Below are 17,497 nucleotides of genomic sequence, written 5' to 3' on the forward strand. Positions count from 1 at the left end.
AAACCGGGAATGCTCCAGCAAAGCATTCCCGGTCATTGGCGAAAAAATTGTCAATTGATGACGAGTTTCTTAGTGGAACTAAATCTTTTCGATTCTATCGTGATAATGTAGAACCCTGGATTGAGCCGTGAATCGATCTCTATCTTTTTATTCCCGTGAGTTTTCTTTTCATAGAGCATTCTGCCCTGGTTATCATAAATTCTTACGAACGCATTTTCCGGAATTTCCGGAAGAAGAATCGTAAATTTTCCTGTACTGGAAGGATTCGGATATAGGCTAACGGCATCGTCATCAATACTTACGTTCGATGATAGTTTGGCTGCCAAAGTACCGCCTGTTCCCGGAATGAAGGGGGAAAGGTAGTTTCCGGCGATTACCTGTTGTGAGATACCAGGTCCCTGCCAGGCTACAGATATATTATCTCCACCACTACTTTCTTTATGAAGGACCTCAATGTAGTATCTCTGACCGGCAACCAGGCTAATGGAAGTGGATTGCTGTGTGCTGTATTTATTCCATTCTCTGGAATTGGTCCACCCATTCACATAAGCTATCCTTGAGCTATTGGCTGCGTTGTCGCCGGAGCTCAGGTATAAATCGGCGTTGTCATCTCCCGCTACCCAGAAGGTATAGCTGCCGCTTGCAGGCGGATGAATGTATCCACGGATCCTGGTTCCATAGTTATCCGACGAGTTTGTGGGGCCTTCCAGGCTGGTGATCTGATCTCTGCCTGTAGGGTTGTTTGGATAATTGGTAGTAGAGGTCAGGTTACTGACAGCAGTTCCGCTGATTCCGGTCCAGGATTCCCTCAGTATGGAGCCAGTCAGGGTAATGCTGAAGGTTTGGGTGCTCTGGCATCCGCCGCTATTGGTATAGGTGGCTACATAGTTCCCTGCCTGGTTAGCCTGGATATTTGAAATGAATACTTCACGGGTAGCAGCACTAAAATTATTTGGCCCGCTCCAACTCCATGATCCTCCCTGCGTAGGCTGAGGGCCCAACTGAATGGTGCCGCCTGCAGTTAAAGAGGCACTGGCTGTTTGCTGCCAGGTTCCGCCATTAATCTGTAAGTACGGGGTAATGGCAGTAGGTGTACAGGTGGATGGATCTCCATAAACGATACCTCTGCCTGCTGTACTCATATATACTCTTCCGAAGATGTTCATATCTCCCTGTACGAATTGCCCGTTACCCGGACCTCCGTATTCATGCGTATCATCATTTACACGAACCCATGAAGCACCCTGGTCTGTGGAGCGATAAACGCCTCGGACATTATTGACGGTACCCCAAATGTAAATCGCAGGATAATTTGCCCCGGCTGCAGCCACCCCAAAACCAACGGCTCCACAATTACTGACGCTGCTTATGGTGGAAAATGATTGCCCTGAATTAGTTGAACGTGCCAGTCCTCCATTGTTCAAAGCTATCCAAACATGACCTTCCCTTCCAGGCGCCAGGCGGATGACTTTGGAGCCACCGCCCGCAACTGAACCAGCCTGGGAAAAAGAAGATCCACCGTTGGTGCTCACCATTACCGCTCCATTTCCGGGATTATAGGCATAAAATTTATCGGAATTGACCGGATCGCCAACCGGCCGCGCTTCATTAAAACTCAAACCACTTACCGCAGACCAGGAGGATCCATTATTAGTTGACCGGTATGTAGCAGAAGATTCCTTCGGAGAGTGCAGCACAGTATTACCATTAGCTGATAATGCCACCTGTCCGTGAGAACCATTCATACTATTTTGCGTCCAGGTTAACCCCATATCATTGGAATAATACATAGCGTTTCCTACCCGGACGATTTTGTTTGTATTTTGAGCAGCTACTGCCAATCCGCTGGTGGTCCCCATTTGCGGATTATGAATGGGTGCATATTGGCTAACATTGGTGGTGTGTCTGAACCCATCGTAGTCGCCAATAACAGACATTACAGGACCATTGGGGATACTTTCCAGGCCAAGCGGTACCGTTTCTTCCAGCCCTCTTACTGCAAACCGCCAGGTGCCGCTGGAGCTGATATTATCATTTCTAAAAACACCATTACCTGAAGTGACCCAAACCTTTTCAGTATTGAAAGGGTCGAATTCTATTGAGCCTGCCCAATGGATGGCATGACCGCTAACCCAGGTGATACCATCCGGATCCATGGTAAATCCCCTGTCTACTACATCCACCCAGTTTGAACCACCGTTTGTACTCAGTAACATCCTGTCGCCCCAGGCGCCATTTTGGTTCATATAGGTGTTGATGGTACTAGCCACAATCCTGTTGGGATTATTGGGATCAACGCTGATGCCTCCGAATGCCCTGTTGAAACCGGAAGGTGTAATGTTTGTCCATGCGCCGGTGGAAATGCTGTACTTCCAGATCTGTCCGTTATCCATAGGTTCCGGTAGCGACCAATGCCCGCTTGGGCCCGCACCATTGGCATAAGTGAGATACAGGTTTCCGTTACTTGCTAAAACAGCCCGGTGTGGCATATAAGTGGTGGTAGCGCCGGAAATAGCAGAAAAAGATTGTCCGCCATTATCACTTCTGTACAGGTTGGTACTCCCGCTGCGTGAAACTCCGACAATGATCCTTTGGGTAGCTCCTCCTGAAACACTGCTTCCGTCTAAAACCACAAAGCTTATCCCGTTTTCATTAGGGGTTGTGGTTACATCCAGTGAGTTCAGCCTGCTCCATGTAGCACCAGCGTCGGTACTTCTGAATAATCCATTCCAACGGGTACCACAATATAGAATATTGCTGTTGTTAGGGTCTACTACAAGCTTTTCTCCGGTTTGCCGGCCCATACCATTGCCATGGGCCTTGAATTGTGTAGTAACGTTTGTAACGGCAAAGGTATTGCCGTAATCGGTAGACCGGAGTATAGCTGTTTTCCCGCCGTTGAAATAAGAGATACCTACCAGCATATAGACCCTGCCGGGCGATTGAGGATCTATCGCCAAAGACTCGACACCGAGATACCCCACTTCATCGTCCGACACCCAATCTAACAACGGCACCCAACTTGAAGTGGATGCATTCCAGCGGTAGGCTCCTCCCACATCTGTCCTGGCATAAACCAGGTTTTGCTCAGTTTTACTCGGAATTATAGCGGAAACAAATCCGCCACCACCAATAGCTACATTCTTCCAGGTATAGCTGGCTGTGGATTGGGCCTTCAGTTCATAGGCATGAAACATAATAACAACGGGAAGTAAATGGAGGATGGCAAGTGATTTTTGCCTGACCTTTGAAAATGTTCCGATGGATTTAAAAAATCCGAAATCCAAAAGAAGCATAATCGTTTGTTTAAAAGGTGTCTGTGATTTTGTTTTCATAAAGGTTAATGGTTTAAGTAAATTAAGCCCGGAGAAGGCAAAATTGAAAAGATAGTGTTACCCTTTACCTGCCGCTTTTTATCCTCGTCTAAAGTGCCATTTACCAACCCTGGATGGAGTAAGAGTATCATCGCCAGTGATGAAAAGTAATAAAGTACTGATAACAGCAGTATTCGTAAGCGGGTGGTTTGGTTGACTCATATTTACAGATTAATTGAGTGCATAATGGCTACAGAAACACAGCATCCCATCGGTTTAGAATGAGGCTGCAATTTGGAATGGAAAAGAGAAATTGACTTTGTGCGGAGAAAAATTGGTAAAACGATTAGGGCTAACCTTTGTTTGGGTGCATGACGATGGTGCTGACAACATGTCAATACACAAGGGCGTGCCCTGAAGGGTTAGTCGCAACAGACATATTTTCATAACTGGAATCTTTCTCTATAATCGAATACTATAAAACTACAGAGATTATCTTTGGGGCAGGGTACTCAAATGTCACAAATTAGGGGTGGAAATGATACAGATGCGGATTACATGCTGATAGTTATATTCCGGACTGCAACAATCATTTCTCTGACTGTCATACCCGTATTCATGTACCATCCAACAATCTTTCCGCTGGCGAGTCCATGATCGTAATCAGATAAAGCCAGTCGCTTTTTATGATTACGGATATTTAAGTGTCAAAGTGACATGTGTTTCGCCTGTTACATGTGAAGCCGGTGGAATGCCGGACATCGTAGGGCATTTCCCCGATAGTTATGACATCATTTTATATATTTTTCAGAAATATTGGCTATTCTTTTTTTCTTTTTATAATTTCAGCAGAAATTAATAATAAGGGAAGTGGATATCATACAAACCACCGATGAGAAGGACCTGTTACGCAGGTTGCAGGAAGGGAATGAGTTTGCTTTTAAAGCCCTTTATGAAATCTATGCCCCCCGCCTGACTATGAAGTTACTTCAATTGCTGCGGTCTGAAGAATTAGCAGAGGATATTCTCCAGGATCTGTTTATTAAGATCTGGGAGGTCCGTCATAGTATCAATCCGGAACTTAGTTTTGGTGCTTTGGTATTTAAAATGGCTGCCAATCTTTCAAAAAACGTATATAGAAGAAGTGTATATGATCAGTTAATGCGCAAGCAAATTAATGCGGATGGTAGTCATAATCCCATAGAAGAATCCCTTAATCAATCTGAAGCCAAAGAGTTACTGTATGCTGCGTTAAATAAACTTACACCAAGGCAGCGGGAGGTATATACCATGCATAAGATAGATGGCCTCAGCTATCAAGAAATAAGCAGCCGGTTAAATATTAGTGCCTCTGCTATCAATCATCACATACAAGAGGCTAATAAGCAGCTAAGAAATATATTGAGATCCAACTACATTTATTTGTTCGCGGTACTGGTTCCGGTTTTTTTTGAAAAATAATTTTTTCCAGGGGTGCTATTTTTTATTTCCCGTGTGTATTTATCTGTAATCATGCATTAACAGGGCTGTTTGCTAAGATGGAAAACATTAATATAGAAGAACTTTTCAAAAAATATATTGAAGAAACAATTACCGATGAGGAATTATCCCACCTGTATGATTTTTTCCAGCGTAAAGAAAATCAGGCAGAACAGGATGCCCTGCTCATATCCCATTTTTTAGGGGAGAACAGCATGTCATCATTACCGGATACAAGAGTCAGGATAGTTAAAGATCAGGCGTGGAATGGTATCCGGGAACAACTAGGTATAACACATGCGCCAAAATATAAGCAAATATCATGGTGGAAGGGGGTAGCCGCCGCCGCAGGCTTACTACTGGTATTGTCGTCCGGATTTTATTTCTATAAAGAGTTTGCACATAACCGATATGCCACCTCGCAGTTGGCCAGCCGTGATATTCCACCTGGTACAAATCGTGCAACCCTTATCGCATCAGATGGAACGGTATATCCATTGAATGGTGAGAAGCAGGAAATTGTGGTAGACAGGGAAAGTATTCATTACAAAGATGGTGATACCCTGTCTGTAAAAGAATCTATCCAACGGGTCACCTTAAGTACGCCAAGGGGGGGACAATACCGTGTTACCTTAAGTGATGGCACACGGGTTTGGCTGAATGCAGCGTCTTCGCTTTCATATCCAACGGTATTTAATGGAAAAGACCGGCGGGTAATCCTGAATGGGGAGGCGTATTTCGAAGTAGCACATAATGCCTCCCAGCCATTTATCGTGCATACATCCAACCAGGATGTAACAGTATTGGGCACTGGTTTTAATATCAACTGTTATAAAGATGAGAACAATACAGTGACCACACTTGTAAGCGGCAGCGTAAAATTAGACGGCAGAGAAGGAGCCGCGTCGGTACAATTGCATCCGGGGGAGCAGGCAATACTGGATAAAGCAAATTTCGATGTAGCAGTTGTTGATGTATCATTGTACACTGCATGGAAAGATGGTGACTTCCGGTTTAAAGCTACGCCATTGGCTGAAGTGTTGCGCCAGGTAGCACGATGGTATGACCTGAAGGTGGATTACACCGGAGTTCCGGAAGATATTAAAGTTCACGCATCTATCAGGAGAGATAAAAAATTGTCAACTGTGCTGCACGCACTTGAAAAAATAGGAGATATAAAATTCGAAGTAAAGGAAAGGAATATTAGCGTAGTGCATTAGTAAATTACCAAAATCATTTATTGGCTGTCATTTGGAGTTGCATGTTGATAACATGCCAGCTGGTGGGAATCTTATATTTATAATCAACCAAAAACCAACTATTCACTTATGGGCGCTTCCCTTTTTCGCAAAGGCAAAGGAAGGTATGTACTTTACCGTAAGCATTCGGCAAAGAACAAAGATGGTAGCACATTATCCTTTCCGCACAAATTTTTTTCTATCCTTTTTCCTGTTCTGTTCTTACAACTGTTCACGTCTGTATGGGCGCAAACAGTTACGTTGAATGTGAAGAATGCTCCCTTTGTGAAGGTGGCAGAAGAAATCAGTAAACAAACGAAGTATGATTTTTCTTACAATGACCGCATTCTGAAAAAGACCAGGCCCGTTACACTGAAGCTGGTAAAAGAGCCGCTTACCGGCGCGTTGCAAAAACTTTTGTCAGAACAACCGTTGAGCTATGAAGTCAGAGACGGTTTGATCATCATTACGGAGAAAAATCAAACCGTTGCAGATCAGAATGCCGGTTTATTATCTGATGTTAACGGCCGTGTTACCAACGACGCCGGAGTACCACTGGAGGCAGCTACCATAAAAGTCAAAAATACCAACTTCGGTACCAGAACGAATAAAAACGGTGAATTTATCATTCCGGGCAAGTATGCTAATGATATCCTTCAGATACATCTGCTCGGATATGCAGATTTGGAGATAGGCGCCCAGAGAGCCCGGATAGTAACCCTTGCACTGACTACCGCTGACCTTAACGAGGTAAACGTAGTGGTTAATACAGGTTATCTGAAAATAGACAGACGTCATCTTACCAGTGCTGTCACTACTATCAGGATGGACGATATCAGAACCCCCGGAGTGAATACTATTGACAAATTGCTGGAGGGTAGGGTACCTGGAATGATATTCATGCAGAACTCCGGCCAGGTAGGTGCAGCTCCCAAACTAAGAATACGCGGAACATCCACCATTCTTGGCAACCGTGAACCTCTCTGGGTGCTCGATGGTATTGTACTGACTGATCCTGTGAATGTAGATCCGCAGCAGATCAATGACCTCGATTTTGTGAACCTGCTGGGTAATGCAATTGCAGGCCTGAATCCTGACGATATTGAGCAGATCGATGTGCTGAAGGATGCTTCTGCAACTGCGCTATACGGGGCAAAAGCCGGCAATGGTGTGATCGTGATCACTACCAAAAAAGGAAAGCCCGGAAAGCCTATGATATCTTACTCCTTGTCATCCGGGTATACACGACGCCCGAGATATGCTGATAGAAGCATGTATATGATGACTTCCAGGGAGCGCATGGACGTATCCAAAGAAATGGTGGAACGTGGTATGCATTATAACAATATAACACAATGGTCAGGATATGAAAGAGCCTTGCAGGATTACTACGAAGGCAAGATTCCCTATGATGAGTTCAAACGCTTAAGTGATTATTATGCGAATGTGAACACAGACTGGCTGGGACTCATTACACGAGACGCTTTTACCCAAAATCATACGCTAAACCTCTCAGGTGGATCAAATGATATCAAGTATTATTCCTCGATCGGTTATCTCAACGAAAATGGCGTGATCAATGGAGAAAATAACAAACGTTACTCTTCCATGCTGAATATCACCGCTGACTATAAGAAGTTCATGGCCCAGATTGCATTCAATGGTAGCTACCAGGTGAGGAATTATACGCCATCGGATCTGGGTATCATGAACTATGCCTATAATACCAGCCGTACGATCCCGGCTTATAACCCGGATGGAAGTCTCTTTTATTACCCGCAAACCAATGGGTTGCTCAATTATAATTACAATATCCTGAACGAGCGTGATAACAGTAATGATCATACTGACCTCATTTCTGCCAACATCAAGGCCCTGTTAAAATGGCGGATAACAAAGGGATTGGATGTGGAAGGCACTTTCGCCTTTGGCATCAGCAACAACAACAGGGAATTGTACTATACCAAAGATTCCTATTATATATTTAAGCTGCGCGCTGATCAGACAACCAGGTGGGACATGGCCCCGGTCGGAGGTGAACTGCAGAAGTATGAAACGCGGAATAAAAATTATACCGGCCGTTTGCAGGTAAATTACATAACAACATTGGATAAATCCGGTAGGCACTCTTTAACAGCTACTGGTGGTGTGGAAGTAAAATCTAATGGATACGATGGGTTCAATATTACCAGGAGAGGTTATTTCAGAGAGATGGGTGGGTACTTTGATATTGTACCTACCACCTACACAGGATATTATCAGCAATGGATGTCAACAAAACCTGCCTTGGGCTATTTTAACCGCCAGCTCACCAATGATTTTGCCTGGTTTGGTACAGCGGGTTATTCGTATGATAACCGCTATCTGCTGAATGTCCATATCAGGGGGGAACAATCCAACCTTTTTGGATCCAGGACCAACAACCGCTTTCTGCCTATCTGGGCGGTTTCAGGCCGGTGGAACATGAAGAACGATGTACTTAGTGATGTAGCCTGGATCAATGACCTTGCGCTCAAAGGATCCTGGGGCTGGCAGGGGAATATGTTGCCTGGCCAGTCTGCCAACATGGTGATCCGCCAGAACCTGAATACAAATCCCTACTATAATGAAACATCTTCCAATATTATAAACTACCCTAACCCGGATCTTAAATGGGAAAAGACGTCATCGTTTAATGCCGGCCTGGAATTTTCGATCTTAAAAGGAAAACTCAGCGGATCGCTTGCCTATTTCTATAAGAGAACCAAAGATGCATTTCTTAACAAAACAGTATCTGAGATCAATGGGGTAGAAAAGTATGTTATCAATAGCGGGACCCTTGAAAATAAAGGTATAGAGGTAGCATTGTCGATAAAGGCTATTGATAACGCCTCTTTAAGTAGTTCCCGCCGCGGATTTGTATGGCGTATAGATCCGCAATTGGGACAGGTATTGAACAAAGTTTTGAACAGGGCCATCAATAACAGGAACAATGTGCTGGTAGACAACATTACCTATGATGATTTCCTGAATGGTACTGTACAATTGTCCGGGAAGCCGATCAATACTTTTTACTCCTATAAATTTAAAGGTCTGAGCCCTGTTGATGGTTCTCCCATTTTTTATGGTGCAGAACCAGGACTGGCAGATGAATACAACAAGAAATACTCCCAGATGAAAAGGGAGGATGTATATCTGTCCGTGATGAGTGAGTCCGGTCGCAGAGAGCCTTTTATACAAGGTGGTATCTCCAACTATTTCGGCTGGCGTAATTTTGGTCTGTCCTGCAATATTACCTATTCTCTTGGCAACAAGATCAGGATGTTGAAAATAGCGTCCGGATATGCTTCTGCTATTACTTATCCACAGCAAAACCTGCGGAAAGAATTTGTAGACAGATGGCGCCGGCCGGGTGACGAGAACTATACCAATATTCCCGGTTTACAGGCCACTAACGCTCTTAACACTCCCTGGTGGAATATTTATCCGGCAAGTGCTTATTCTTTTGCAGGCAGCGTATACGACATGTATGACAACTCGGATGTAAGGCTGGTAAGCGCTGATTATGTGAAACTTCAGTCTGCCTCGTTCAGGTACAACTTCAATGAAAGAATAATGCGGAAGTTAGGATTTGCTTCGGCCTATGTCAGCATTACCGGAACAAACCTGTTCACCATCACCAACAGGCTGTTAAAAGGTCAGGACCCGGAACAGTCAGGCGGCTCTCCCAATATCAACCTTTCGATAAGACCTACCTATACCGGTAGTATTAACGTTTCATTTTAAAATATAAGCACCATGAAAAATGTATTTGTTCTGCTTACGTGCTTACTGTTGTTGTCATCATGCCGCAAATTCCTGGAGGAATATACTACAGATCAAAAGTATGCCTCCACCACGGCAGATCTCGAGAGTCTGATGATCGGCGAAGCTTTTATAAATAATATACAACTATCTATCTACAGCCAGTCCACCCTGTCGGATATATCATCAGAATTAAGTGTTTTTGCTCCATGGCTGCATGTAATGGATGACGACAGTGAAGCATTTGTGGCGGACGTCGTGGAAACAAGTCAGGCCACCCCACTTTACAAACTGTCCGGTTTTCATAACTGGGGCCAGCTGCCTGCGGTTGATATTCTGAACGCCACATGGGAAGAAACTGCCTGGCGTAGATTGTACAAACGTATTGGAGCTTTGAATGCAATTCTTTTCCAGGCGGCTAAAATGGCCGACGGTTCAGCCCAAAATCTGCAGTTAAAGCATTTACGCGGCGAAGCTTATTTTCTCAGGGGATATTATTATTTTATGCTGCAAAATATTTATGGAGCTCCCTACCGGAAAAGTACTGCTACAACAGACCAGGGTGTACCTGTAAAAGTTTCTGAAAAGATAGACGACCAATATTTTACCCGTGATAATAATGAGAAGGTCTACAATCAGATCATAGCAGATCTTAATGAAGCGGCCACCTACCTGGAAGGGTATAATCCAGACAACAGGATAAGGGTGGGCATTGCGGCTGTTAAGGCTTTGCAAAGCCGGGTATACCTGTATACAGAACAATATGATAAAGTTGTTGCAACAGTGAAGGATTTTGAAACAATGGGCTACAACCTTACTGACCTCAATCAGTATGTAGCGGGCAACAGCTTCACCTACCGGGGCGCTGGTGAGTCTATTTTCACCATGGGCTCATATGTTATTCCTGCCGTTTTTATGAACGATTCACTTTCTCAGTGGAGCGGCAATGATAACCGGGTTTCTGCCTTCAAAGCTTCTAATGATTTAGTGAGTATTTATGATACGGCGGATCTGAGACGTGTTGCTTTCTTCAGCAGGGCTGCTAAAAGTAAGTCCTGGTTACCGGCCAAATACCGCGCCTGGAGCACATATAATGATCCTGACCAGGTATCCTGCATTTTTTCTTTCCGCTACGCAGAAGTAATATTGAATCGTGCAGAAGCATTGGCTATGACGGGGGCGGACGGCGAGGCACGGGCTGAATTACAGCTTCTGCGCATGAAACGCTTCAGGAATGCCGGTACAGACCAGCTCCCTTCATCCAATGAGGCGCTTGTTAATTTTATCCGTGCTGAACGGCGTCGTGAACTGTGTTTTGAAGGACATCGCTGGTTTGATCTCAGACGTTATGCGGTGAATTCAAAATATCCATTACCATCTTCCTTTGTTATCAAACATCCTGTCTACAGTTATGATGCGCCATCTAACACGTATACGCTGGTGGGTAATTATGTACTTAAATCCGTTGCGGAGGACGGGGCTGGCTGGCAGGTGCCGATTCCTAACTATGCCATAGAGTTCAATCGTGGCGCTCTTACTAATCCAATTCGTCCTGTTCGTCAGATTCAACCACTATAATCCAGTGCACATGAAAAATAAAATATCTCTGATCGCCTTTTCTTTATTGACTTTGGCGGCATCATGCAGAAAGGAGGAAGAAACAGTTTTTCCTGACTATGATAAAAACTGGCTTGTGGTGGCGGATGATCCAAATGATGCAACGATTCATGCCAATTACCTTTTCTACAAGGAAACCGGGATACCTATATACATCAACGATACCATTGGTTCCCAGCAGCGGCGGGATGTGTTTGGACATGATTATACTTATTATGAAGTTTTGTCGATGAGCTACTCATTGGGTGGCCTGCAATCCGGAGCGCCACCAATAGTGCAGTCATTTACTTATTGTTCAAAAGCAGATGCGCCTGCTGCATTGGATTTTCTGAGGACGGAGATCATACCGGCACTGCCGAAGGGAGTGCATATACCCAGTATCCTGCTTGTAGATACACTGAACAGCAATGCATTTGGTAAATATGCCTTTAAGGGATTCAATACAATTGTTATAGGCGCTGTGCCACAAATTCCTGGTATGAACGAAGCCACCAGGGCTGCTTATAAAGGAGCTATCCTGCGTGCATTTCTTACCAATGCAGTACTCAGTGATAAATACAGCGCTACCCTGGAAAAATTTTACAATGCCTCCAGAAAATTTGTGACCTCGCGCGATGTATATGGTGTGTATCAATTCCAGCTTGCCAGCCTGGTAACAGGTCTGCCACCAGGGGTGGCGGCTACACCACAGGCCATTGGATTCCTGGGTACCGATCCAAGAAATACGTATTACACGCCGATTTCAACATGGATGGATGTGTGTATGTACCTGGAGGCCGCGCTGGGCAATTCAGAGGCGCAGTTTAAACAGCTTTATGGAAACCAGGATAATATCATGATTAAATACAGTTATATCAAACAGATACTTACTGATATGGGGGTGCCTCTTAAGTAGCCGGTAAGGAAGCAGATCCCGGCAAAAACATACTATAAATAATAATTAAAATCAAATATGAAAAAGACAGTTTTATCTATCCTGCTGCTGGGTATTTCAGCGGCGGCCTGGGCGCAGCATGCCGTGATCAAAGGTAAGTTTGTGAAAGAAAATACCATTACAATGGGTACCAGCCAGATGTACCTTTTCAAGGCAGCTGATGGTGGTATGGTACCTGTGTCTATGATCCCGGTAGCCAGGCAAGACCATTCCTTTCAGGCGCAGCTGGCAGACAGTGATCTGAATGTGATCCGCTATATCGGATTCGCTGATGAAGTATATCCGGTATATATGCGGAAAGGCGATTCACTGACGATCGATGCAGGCTTAGGGAAGATCACCTACTCCGGCAAAGTAAATGCGGAGAATAAGGTGTTTGCTGATTGGAATAAAATAGTAGCGCCACTTAGAAATTTTAACTATGCCAAAGACGGCTGGAAACGGGCAGCGAACGATTATGCCCCTACACTTGATTCCCTGGTAAAACCGGCAGAAGCATTTGTGAACAATATCAAAACAGGCAACACAAAATTTGACCACTATCTAAAATTGATGCTGCCATACAGTTTCAGATACGATGCCTTAGGTCCGTTTTTACAAGGGTTGGGATATGCCCGGCATGATCAATACCCGGCTTTTATTTCCAACATGTTTAAGACCGAGAATTATTCAGATCAGCAGATATGGACACTCCCTTTTGGTTATAGTTATATCCAGAATTCAGCATTTGTAAAACACTTCGTTTATAATTTAGAGAATGGATACCTGGAGAACGTCATTGTTCCTGAGATCACTAACCCAAAGATGAGAGCCGACTATGTGCTCACAGTATTAGCTCGCAAGGAATATCAGAAAATGGCTGCTTTTGTAAGTAAGAACAAACAATATATGGTCACAGATCAGCAGAAGAGCAGGATGAAAGTTTTTGAGAAAAGAGCCATTTTGAAGGAACCCGGCGGCGAGTCAATTGATTTTGCATATCCTGATAGAAATGGTAAAGTACATCATCTCAAAGATTTCCGGGGCAAGGTAGTATTGGTTGATGTTTGGGCTACCTGGTGTAAGCCTTGTCTTGCAGAACAGCCGGCGCTGGAAGCACTCGAGAAATCATTCGAAGGGAAAGAGGTTGTTTTCCTCAGTATTTCAATAGACACCGAGAAGGATAAATGGAAGAATATGGTAGAGACAAAGAACTTATCAGGCATCCATTTATACTCTAACAATGAGGGAAGTTTGATCCAGGATTACGAAATAACAGAAGTGCCACGGTTCATCCTGTTTGACAAAAACGGTAAAATGGTGAGTTATGATGCCATCAGGCCCTCTGATCCGAAATTAAAAGAGCTAATCGAGTCAAAAATTTAATACTTAACAGCATATGAAATTTTTTTTCATTTCCATTCTGTTAACAATAGGCGTTTTGGGTAAACAGCATACTATTGCACAGGGAATAATATTCCAGGAGCTGACGCTTCAACAGGCCATGTCGAAAGCTGCTGATCCGGCAACGCCAAAACTGATCTTTGTTGATTGCTATACCAGCTGGTGTGGACCTTGTATTGAAATGGCCAAACAAGAATTCCCTAAAAAAGTATCAGGAGACTTCTTCAATCCTAAGTTTATTCCTGTCAAATTCGATATGGAAAAAGGAGAAGGCATTGATATCGCTAAGAAATATGATGTCAAAATGTTCCCGACATTTCTGATCCTCGATGCAAAAGGGGAGGAAATTAACAGGGTAGTAGGAAAAGCGGGTGCAGAGGAGTTTATTGAAAAGGTGAAGGTGGCTTTAAACCCTGATAATTCAATGGCAAAGTTGAAGGCAGCTTACGAGAAGGATAAGAATTTTCGTACAGGATTGCCTTATGCAAAGGCACTATACGAAAATGCAAAAGATCCGTCTGTTGTGCTGAGTGAGGTTTTTGACAATGCGATGGATTATGAGCGATTCAGTGTTGACTATTTAGAATTGACGCTGGGAGCAGTGGAATTTGGCAGTCCTTTCTTCAGAAAGCTGATGTTAGATAAAAGCAACATTGACAAGGCATTGGGTACGGAGGTTGCCAACAGGATGATCTTTGACAAAGTCCGTAAGCATATGTATCTGATCGCAAATGAAAATGGCGCCAGGTACAATGTGTTTTACACGCCCCGGCAGGTGGAGGATATAGCATATACCATTGCATTGCTGAAGCTGGATCCGATGAAGCAGGAGGCCCACCTCTGCAGGGTTGCGTTGTATGTTGTTAACAAGGACCTGGATGGGATGATTGATTACTATAAGCGGTATATAGTGTATTTACCTGATAATGATGTCTTTAAAGGTATACTGGATGGTATCCTGGCGGGTAAAGTATCTAAGGCTACAGATGCCCAGAAAACTGCTATCAGGGAGTATTTTCAGATGGGAAGCAGGAATGCTGAAAGGCAGGCAAAGCATTATAAGTCCCAGTTAGAGAGCATCAGTAAATAAGGGGAAGCATTGAGGTACCCGGAACTTTAAAAAGAAGTCAAATGAGTTTTTTTTCGAAAGGATATGCAATCAAATGGACCGTTTTATTGGCAGTGAATATTTTATTTATAGCTGGTATAGCGGTCGGACAGACGTTTACGGACGATGCAAAGATAGCTGCCGGCTTCCTGAAATCTTTCGATTCTTTATCTGCAAAAGAAGGGGGCATTAGTGCAGAAGACGTACAAAAGGCACTTATTGCAGAACGGAGTGGGGTAACGGCGGACCTGGTGAAGCCGGTTTCAAAAGAGCTGTCAGCCCATACCCTGTATGAAAAGGCAAAAAACGCAACCGTTATTACCGGGGTGGCCTATCTGTGTCCCAGGTGTGAAAACGTGCATCTGAGCGAATCAACGGGATATATCATTGATCGCAAAGGAATCATGGTTACCAATTACCATGTTGCGGCTTCCTATGCCTTTATGAAAGACGGCAATAAACCAAAAGGGTTTGTAGCTCGTATGGCTGATGGACGTACCTATGCAGTAAAGGCCGTTCTTGCATCGTCTAAAAAGAATGATCTTGCCGTCCTTCAATTGGATACCCATGGTGACGTCTTACCCGCTCTTTCGCTGGCTGATTCAGTTGAAGTTGGCGACAAGATCTATATACTTGGTCATCCCAAAGGAATACATTATTTCTTTTCCCAGGGGAATGTGAATAATAGGTATTTGGAAGAAGTTGGTGAGGGCGACCATAAGTTCTTCCGCGAGATGATATCTGTATCAGCTGACTACGCCACTGGTTCCAGCGGCGGACCTGTAATGGATATTTACGGTAATGTGGTTGGCACGGTAGCCAACACACGTATGTTTTTGCATAGTGATATAAATGCAGGTGTACAAATGGTGCTGAAGAATACGGTGCCTGTTGAATCACTGTGGAAGCTGATACGGAAATAGTTTTTACGCGTGGGATTTTTATTGGCCCCTCTGGTTTATTGGAGGATCGTTTTTTAAAAACGATCCTCCAATTTTGTTAAAAAGTATCGTTCAATACTCGGAGCAGGACGGGGTGCGTCCTGGGAATTTGAGAAGATTTTTAATTTTCTGAATGAAATTGAAACAACTTCTGCAGCGCAATTTTCAATTATCAGGTATGGGTGTTATATTTAACCCCCAAAAGTATTAAGCGCGATTATGAAAAAACTCCTTCTTTACGCCATTGTGTTGCTGTTGCCTGCGGTACTTCATGCCGCCATCAGGTTACCGGCACTCGTTGGCAGCAATATGGTGCTGCAGCAAAACGACAGTATAACCATCTGGGGATGGGCAAGCCCTTCAGAAAAGATTACGGTATTTACGGGCTGGGATAACAAAACGGCGACTGTTACCACCAGCGGAGATGCGAAGTGGGCTTTAAAAGTACATACTCCGGCAGCAGGAGGACCTTATGAAATAAGACTGAAAGGATCCAATGAGATTGTACTGAAAAATGTCCTGATCGGCGAGGTATGGCTATGTTCAGGGCAATCCAACATGGAATACAGTTACTATAACGGTATCCGGCAGATAGCTGCCGAATTGCCTGTTTGCAGTAACAATAACATCAGGTTCTTTAACATACCCAAAACTACCGCGCCATATCCACAGGACGATTGTCCGGGAGGCTGGGAAGTATGCGACAGCAATAGCCTGAAGCCTTTCAGTGCAGTAGGATACTTTTTCGGGGTACGACTTCAGAAATCGTTGGGAGTACCTGTTGGCCTGATCAATGCCAGCTGGGGAGGAACACCAGCAGAAGTATGGGCACCGGAGCATCTTGTAGCCGATCAGCAACAACTTTCTGCAGCCGCTGCCAAGCTGGCCCCGGCCGCATGGTGGCCACATAAACCAGGTTATGCTTACAATGCGATGATAGCTCCTCTTATCAATTTTAACATAAAGGGAGTTATCTGGTACCAGGGAGAAGCCAATGTGAACACCGCCGATACCTACATGCCATTGTTCACCGGTATGATACAGGCATGGCGTGAGGCGTGGCATAAGCCGCTGCCCTTTTACTATGTTCAGATTGCACCATTTACCTACGAAAAGGAGTATCAGGCTGCACTCCTTCGGGAGGCACAGGCACGCAGCAGCGTCCTTCCCGGAACCGGTATGGTTGTAGTATCTGACGTTACAGAAAATGTGAAAGATATTCACCCGCAGGATAAGAGATCAGTTGGTAACAGGCTGGCCGCCTGGGCCCTGGGGGAGAACTATGGCAAAACAGGGTTTACCTGGAAAAGCCCTGTATTCAAAGAAATGGGCATCAGCAAAAACAAAGCAGTACTTCGTTTCACCAACGTTCCCACTTCTCTCCGGATCAATGGCAAAGCACCGGTTGCCCTGTATATAGCAGGAGCGGACCATATTTTCTATGAAGCATCCGCAAAGGTAGAGAAAGATGCACTGATCGTTTGGAGTAAAAAAGTAGAGAAGCCAGTATCGGTGAGATACGCTTTCTCCAATGCTGCTATCGGTAATGTTTTTTCTTCTGAAGGTTTACCTGTTGGTCCTTTCCGGACTGATAGCTGGCCAGTTGCACAGTAAATGAAAATAGGAATTGGGAAAAGCTGAAAGCTTGTTTTTCAAAGCCGGGGTGAAGAAGTCGTTGATGCCGATTATTGATGCCATGA

The 17,497-nt window shown here is 44.3% G+C and carries 10 protein-coding genes; 9 read left to right on the forward strand and 1 reads right to left on the reverse strand.

Annotated elements, in window-relative coordinates:
* Window positions 1–50 precede the first annotated feature (50 nt).
* On the reverse strand, window positions 51–3,335 hold the full coding sequence (locus PV783_RS08645) for a T9SS type A sorting domain-containing protein (RefSeq protein ID WP_420987733.1): 3,285 nt from the start codon (window positions 3,333–3,335) through the stop codon (window positions 51–53).
* Between the two features lie 849 nt (window positions 3,336–4,184).
* On the opposite strand from PV783_RS08645, the gene PV783_RS08650 reads away from it, so the two are divergent.
* The 9 genes from PV783_RS08650 (at window position 4,185) to PV783_RS08690 (ending at window position 17,411) form a co-directional block, all read left to right on the forward strand.
* Window positions 4,185–4,775 carry an RNA polymerase sigma factor gene (locus tag PV783_RS08650; protein ID WP_420987734.1) on the forward strand — a complete coding sequence of 197 codons (591 nt, stop codon included), beginning with the start codon at window positions 4,185–4,187 and terminating at the stop codon, window positions 4,773–4,775.
* A 77-nt stretch (window positions 4,776–4,852) separates the two neighbouring features.
* On the forward strand, window positions 4,853–6,013 hold the full coding sequence (locus PV783_RS08655; RefSeq protein ID WP_420987735.1) for a FecR family protein: 1,161 nt from the start codon (window positions 4,853–4,855) through the stop codon (window positions 6,011–6,013).
* A gap of 108 nt (window positions 6,014–6,121) precedes the next feature.
* On the forward strand, window positions 6,122–9,796 hold the full coding sequence (locus PV783_RS08660; protein WP_420987736.1) for a SusC/RagA family TonB-linked outer membrane protein: 3,675 nt from the start codon (window positions 6,122–6,124) through the stop codon (window positions 9,794–9,796).
* 12 nt (window positions 9,797–9,808) lie between these two features.
* On the forward strand, window positions 9,809–11,392 hold the full coding sequence (locus PV783_RS08665; protein WP_420987737.1) for a RagB/SusD family nutrient uptake outer membrane protein: 1,584 nt from the start codon (window positions 9,809–9,811) through the stop codon (window positions 11,390–11,392).
* A gap of 10 nt (window positions 11,393–11,402) precedes the next feature.
* Window positions 11,403–12,326, forward strand: coding sequence for a hypothetical protein (locus tag PV783_RS08670; RefSeq protein WP_079469143.1), 924 nt, complete (start codon window positions 11,403–11,405; stop codon window positions 12,324–12,326).
* Between the two features lie 57 nt (window positions 12,327–12,383).
* Entirely contained in the window at window positions 12,384–13,730 is a 1,347-nt protein-coding gene (locus tag PV783_RS08675; RefSeq protein ID WP_420987738.1) for a TlpA family protein disulfide reductase, read from the forward strand.
* A gap of 13 nt (window positions 13,731–13,743) precedes the next feature.
* A complete protein-coding gene (locus PV783_RS08680; protein ID WP_420987739.1) occupies window positions 13,744–14,838 on the forward strand; it encodes a thioredoxin family protein in 1,095 nt (364 codons plus the stop codon).
* A gap of 41 nt (window positions 14,839–14,879) precedes the next feature.
* The gene (locus tag PV783_RS08685; protein ID WP_420987740.1) at window positions 14,880–15,779 is read left to right on the forward strand and encodes a S1 family peptidase; all 900 of its coding nucleotides are present in this window, start codon (window positions 14,880–14,882) and stop codon (window positions 15,777–15,779) included.
* Window positions 15,780–16,016: 237 nt separating this feature from the next.
* Window positions 16,017–17,411, forward strand: a complete 1,395-nt coding sequence (locus PV783_RS08690) for a sialate O-acetylesterase (protein WP_420987741.1) — start codon at window positions 16,017–16,019, stop codon at window positions 17,409–17,411.
* The last annotated feature ends 86 nt before the right edge of the window (window positions 17,412–17,497 follow it).

The sequence above is a fragment of the Chitinophaga sp. CC14 genome (assembly GCF_048957795.1).
GTDB lineage: Bacteria > Bacteroidota > Bacteroidia > Chitinophagales > Chitinophagaceae > Chitinophaga > Chitinophaga ginsengisegetis.

Excerpts from the sequence above, each read along its gene's own strand:
- PV783_RS08645 (WP_420987733.1), bottom strand. The coding sequence starts at position 3,335 with ATGAAAACAAAATCACAGACACCTTTTAAACAAACGATTATGCTTCTT.
- PV783_RS08655 (WP_420987735.1), top strand. The coding sequence starts at position 4,853 with ATGGAAAACATTAATATAGAAGAACTTTTCAAAAAATATATTGAAGAA.
- PV783_RS08660 (WP_420987736.1), top strand. The coding sequence starts at position 6,122 with ATGGGCGCTTCCCTTTTTCGCAAAGGCAAAGGAAGGTATGTACTTTAC.
- PV783_RS08665 (WP_420987737.1), top strand. The coding sequence starts at position 9,809 with ATGAAAAATGTATTTGTTCTGCTTACGTGCTTACTGTTGTTGTCATCA.
- PV783_RS08670 (WP_079469143.1), top strand. The coding sequence starts at position 11,403 with ATGAAAAATAAAATATCTCTGATCGCCTTTTCTTTATTGACTTTGGCG.
- PV783_RS08675 (WP_420987738.1), top strand. The coding sequence starts at position 12,384 with ATGAAAAAGACAGTTTTATCTATCCTGCTGCTGGGTATTTCAGCGGCG.
- PV783_RS08680 (WP_420987739.1), top strand. The coding sequence starts at position 13,744 with ATGAAATTTTTTTTCATTTCCATTCTGTTAACAATAGGCGTTTTGGGT.
- PV783_RS08685 (WP_420987740.1), top strand. The coding sequence starts at position 14,880 with ATGAGTTTTTTTTCGAAAGGATATGCAATCAAATGGACCGTTTTATTG.
- PV783_RS08690 (WP_420987741.1), top strand. The coding sequence starts at position 16,017 with ATGAAAAAACTCCTTCTTTACGCCATTGTGTTGCTGTTGCCTGCGGTA.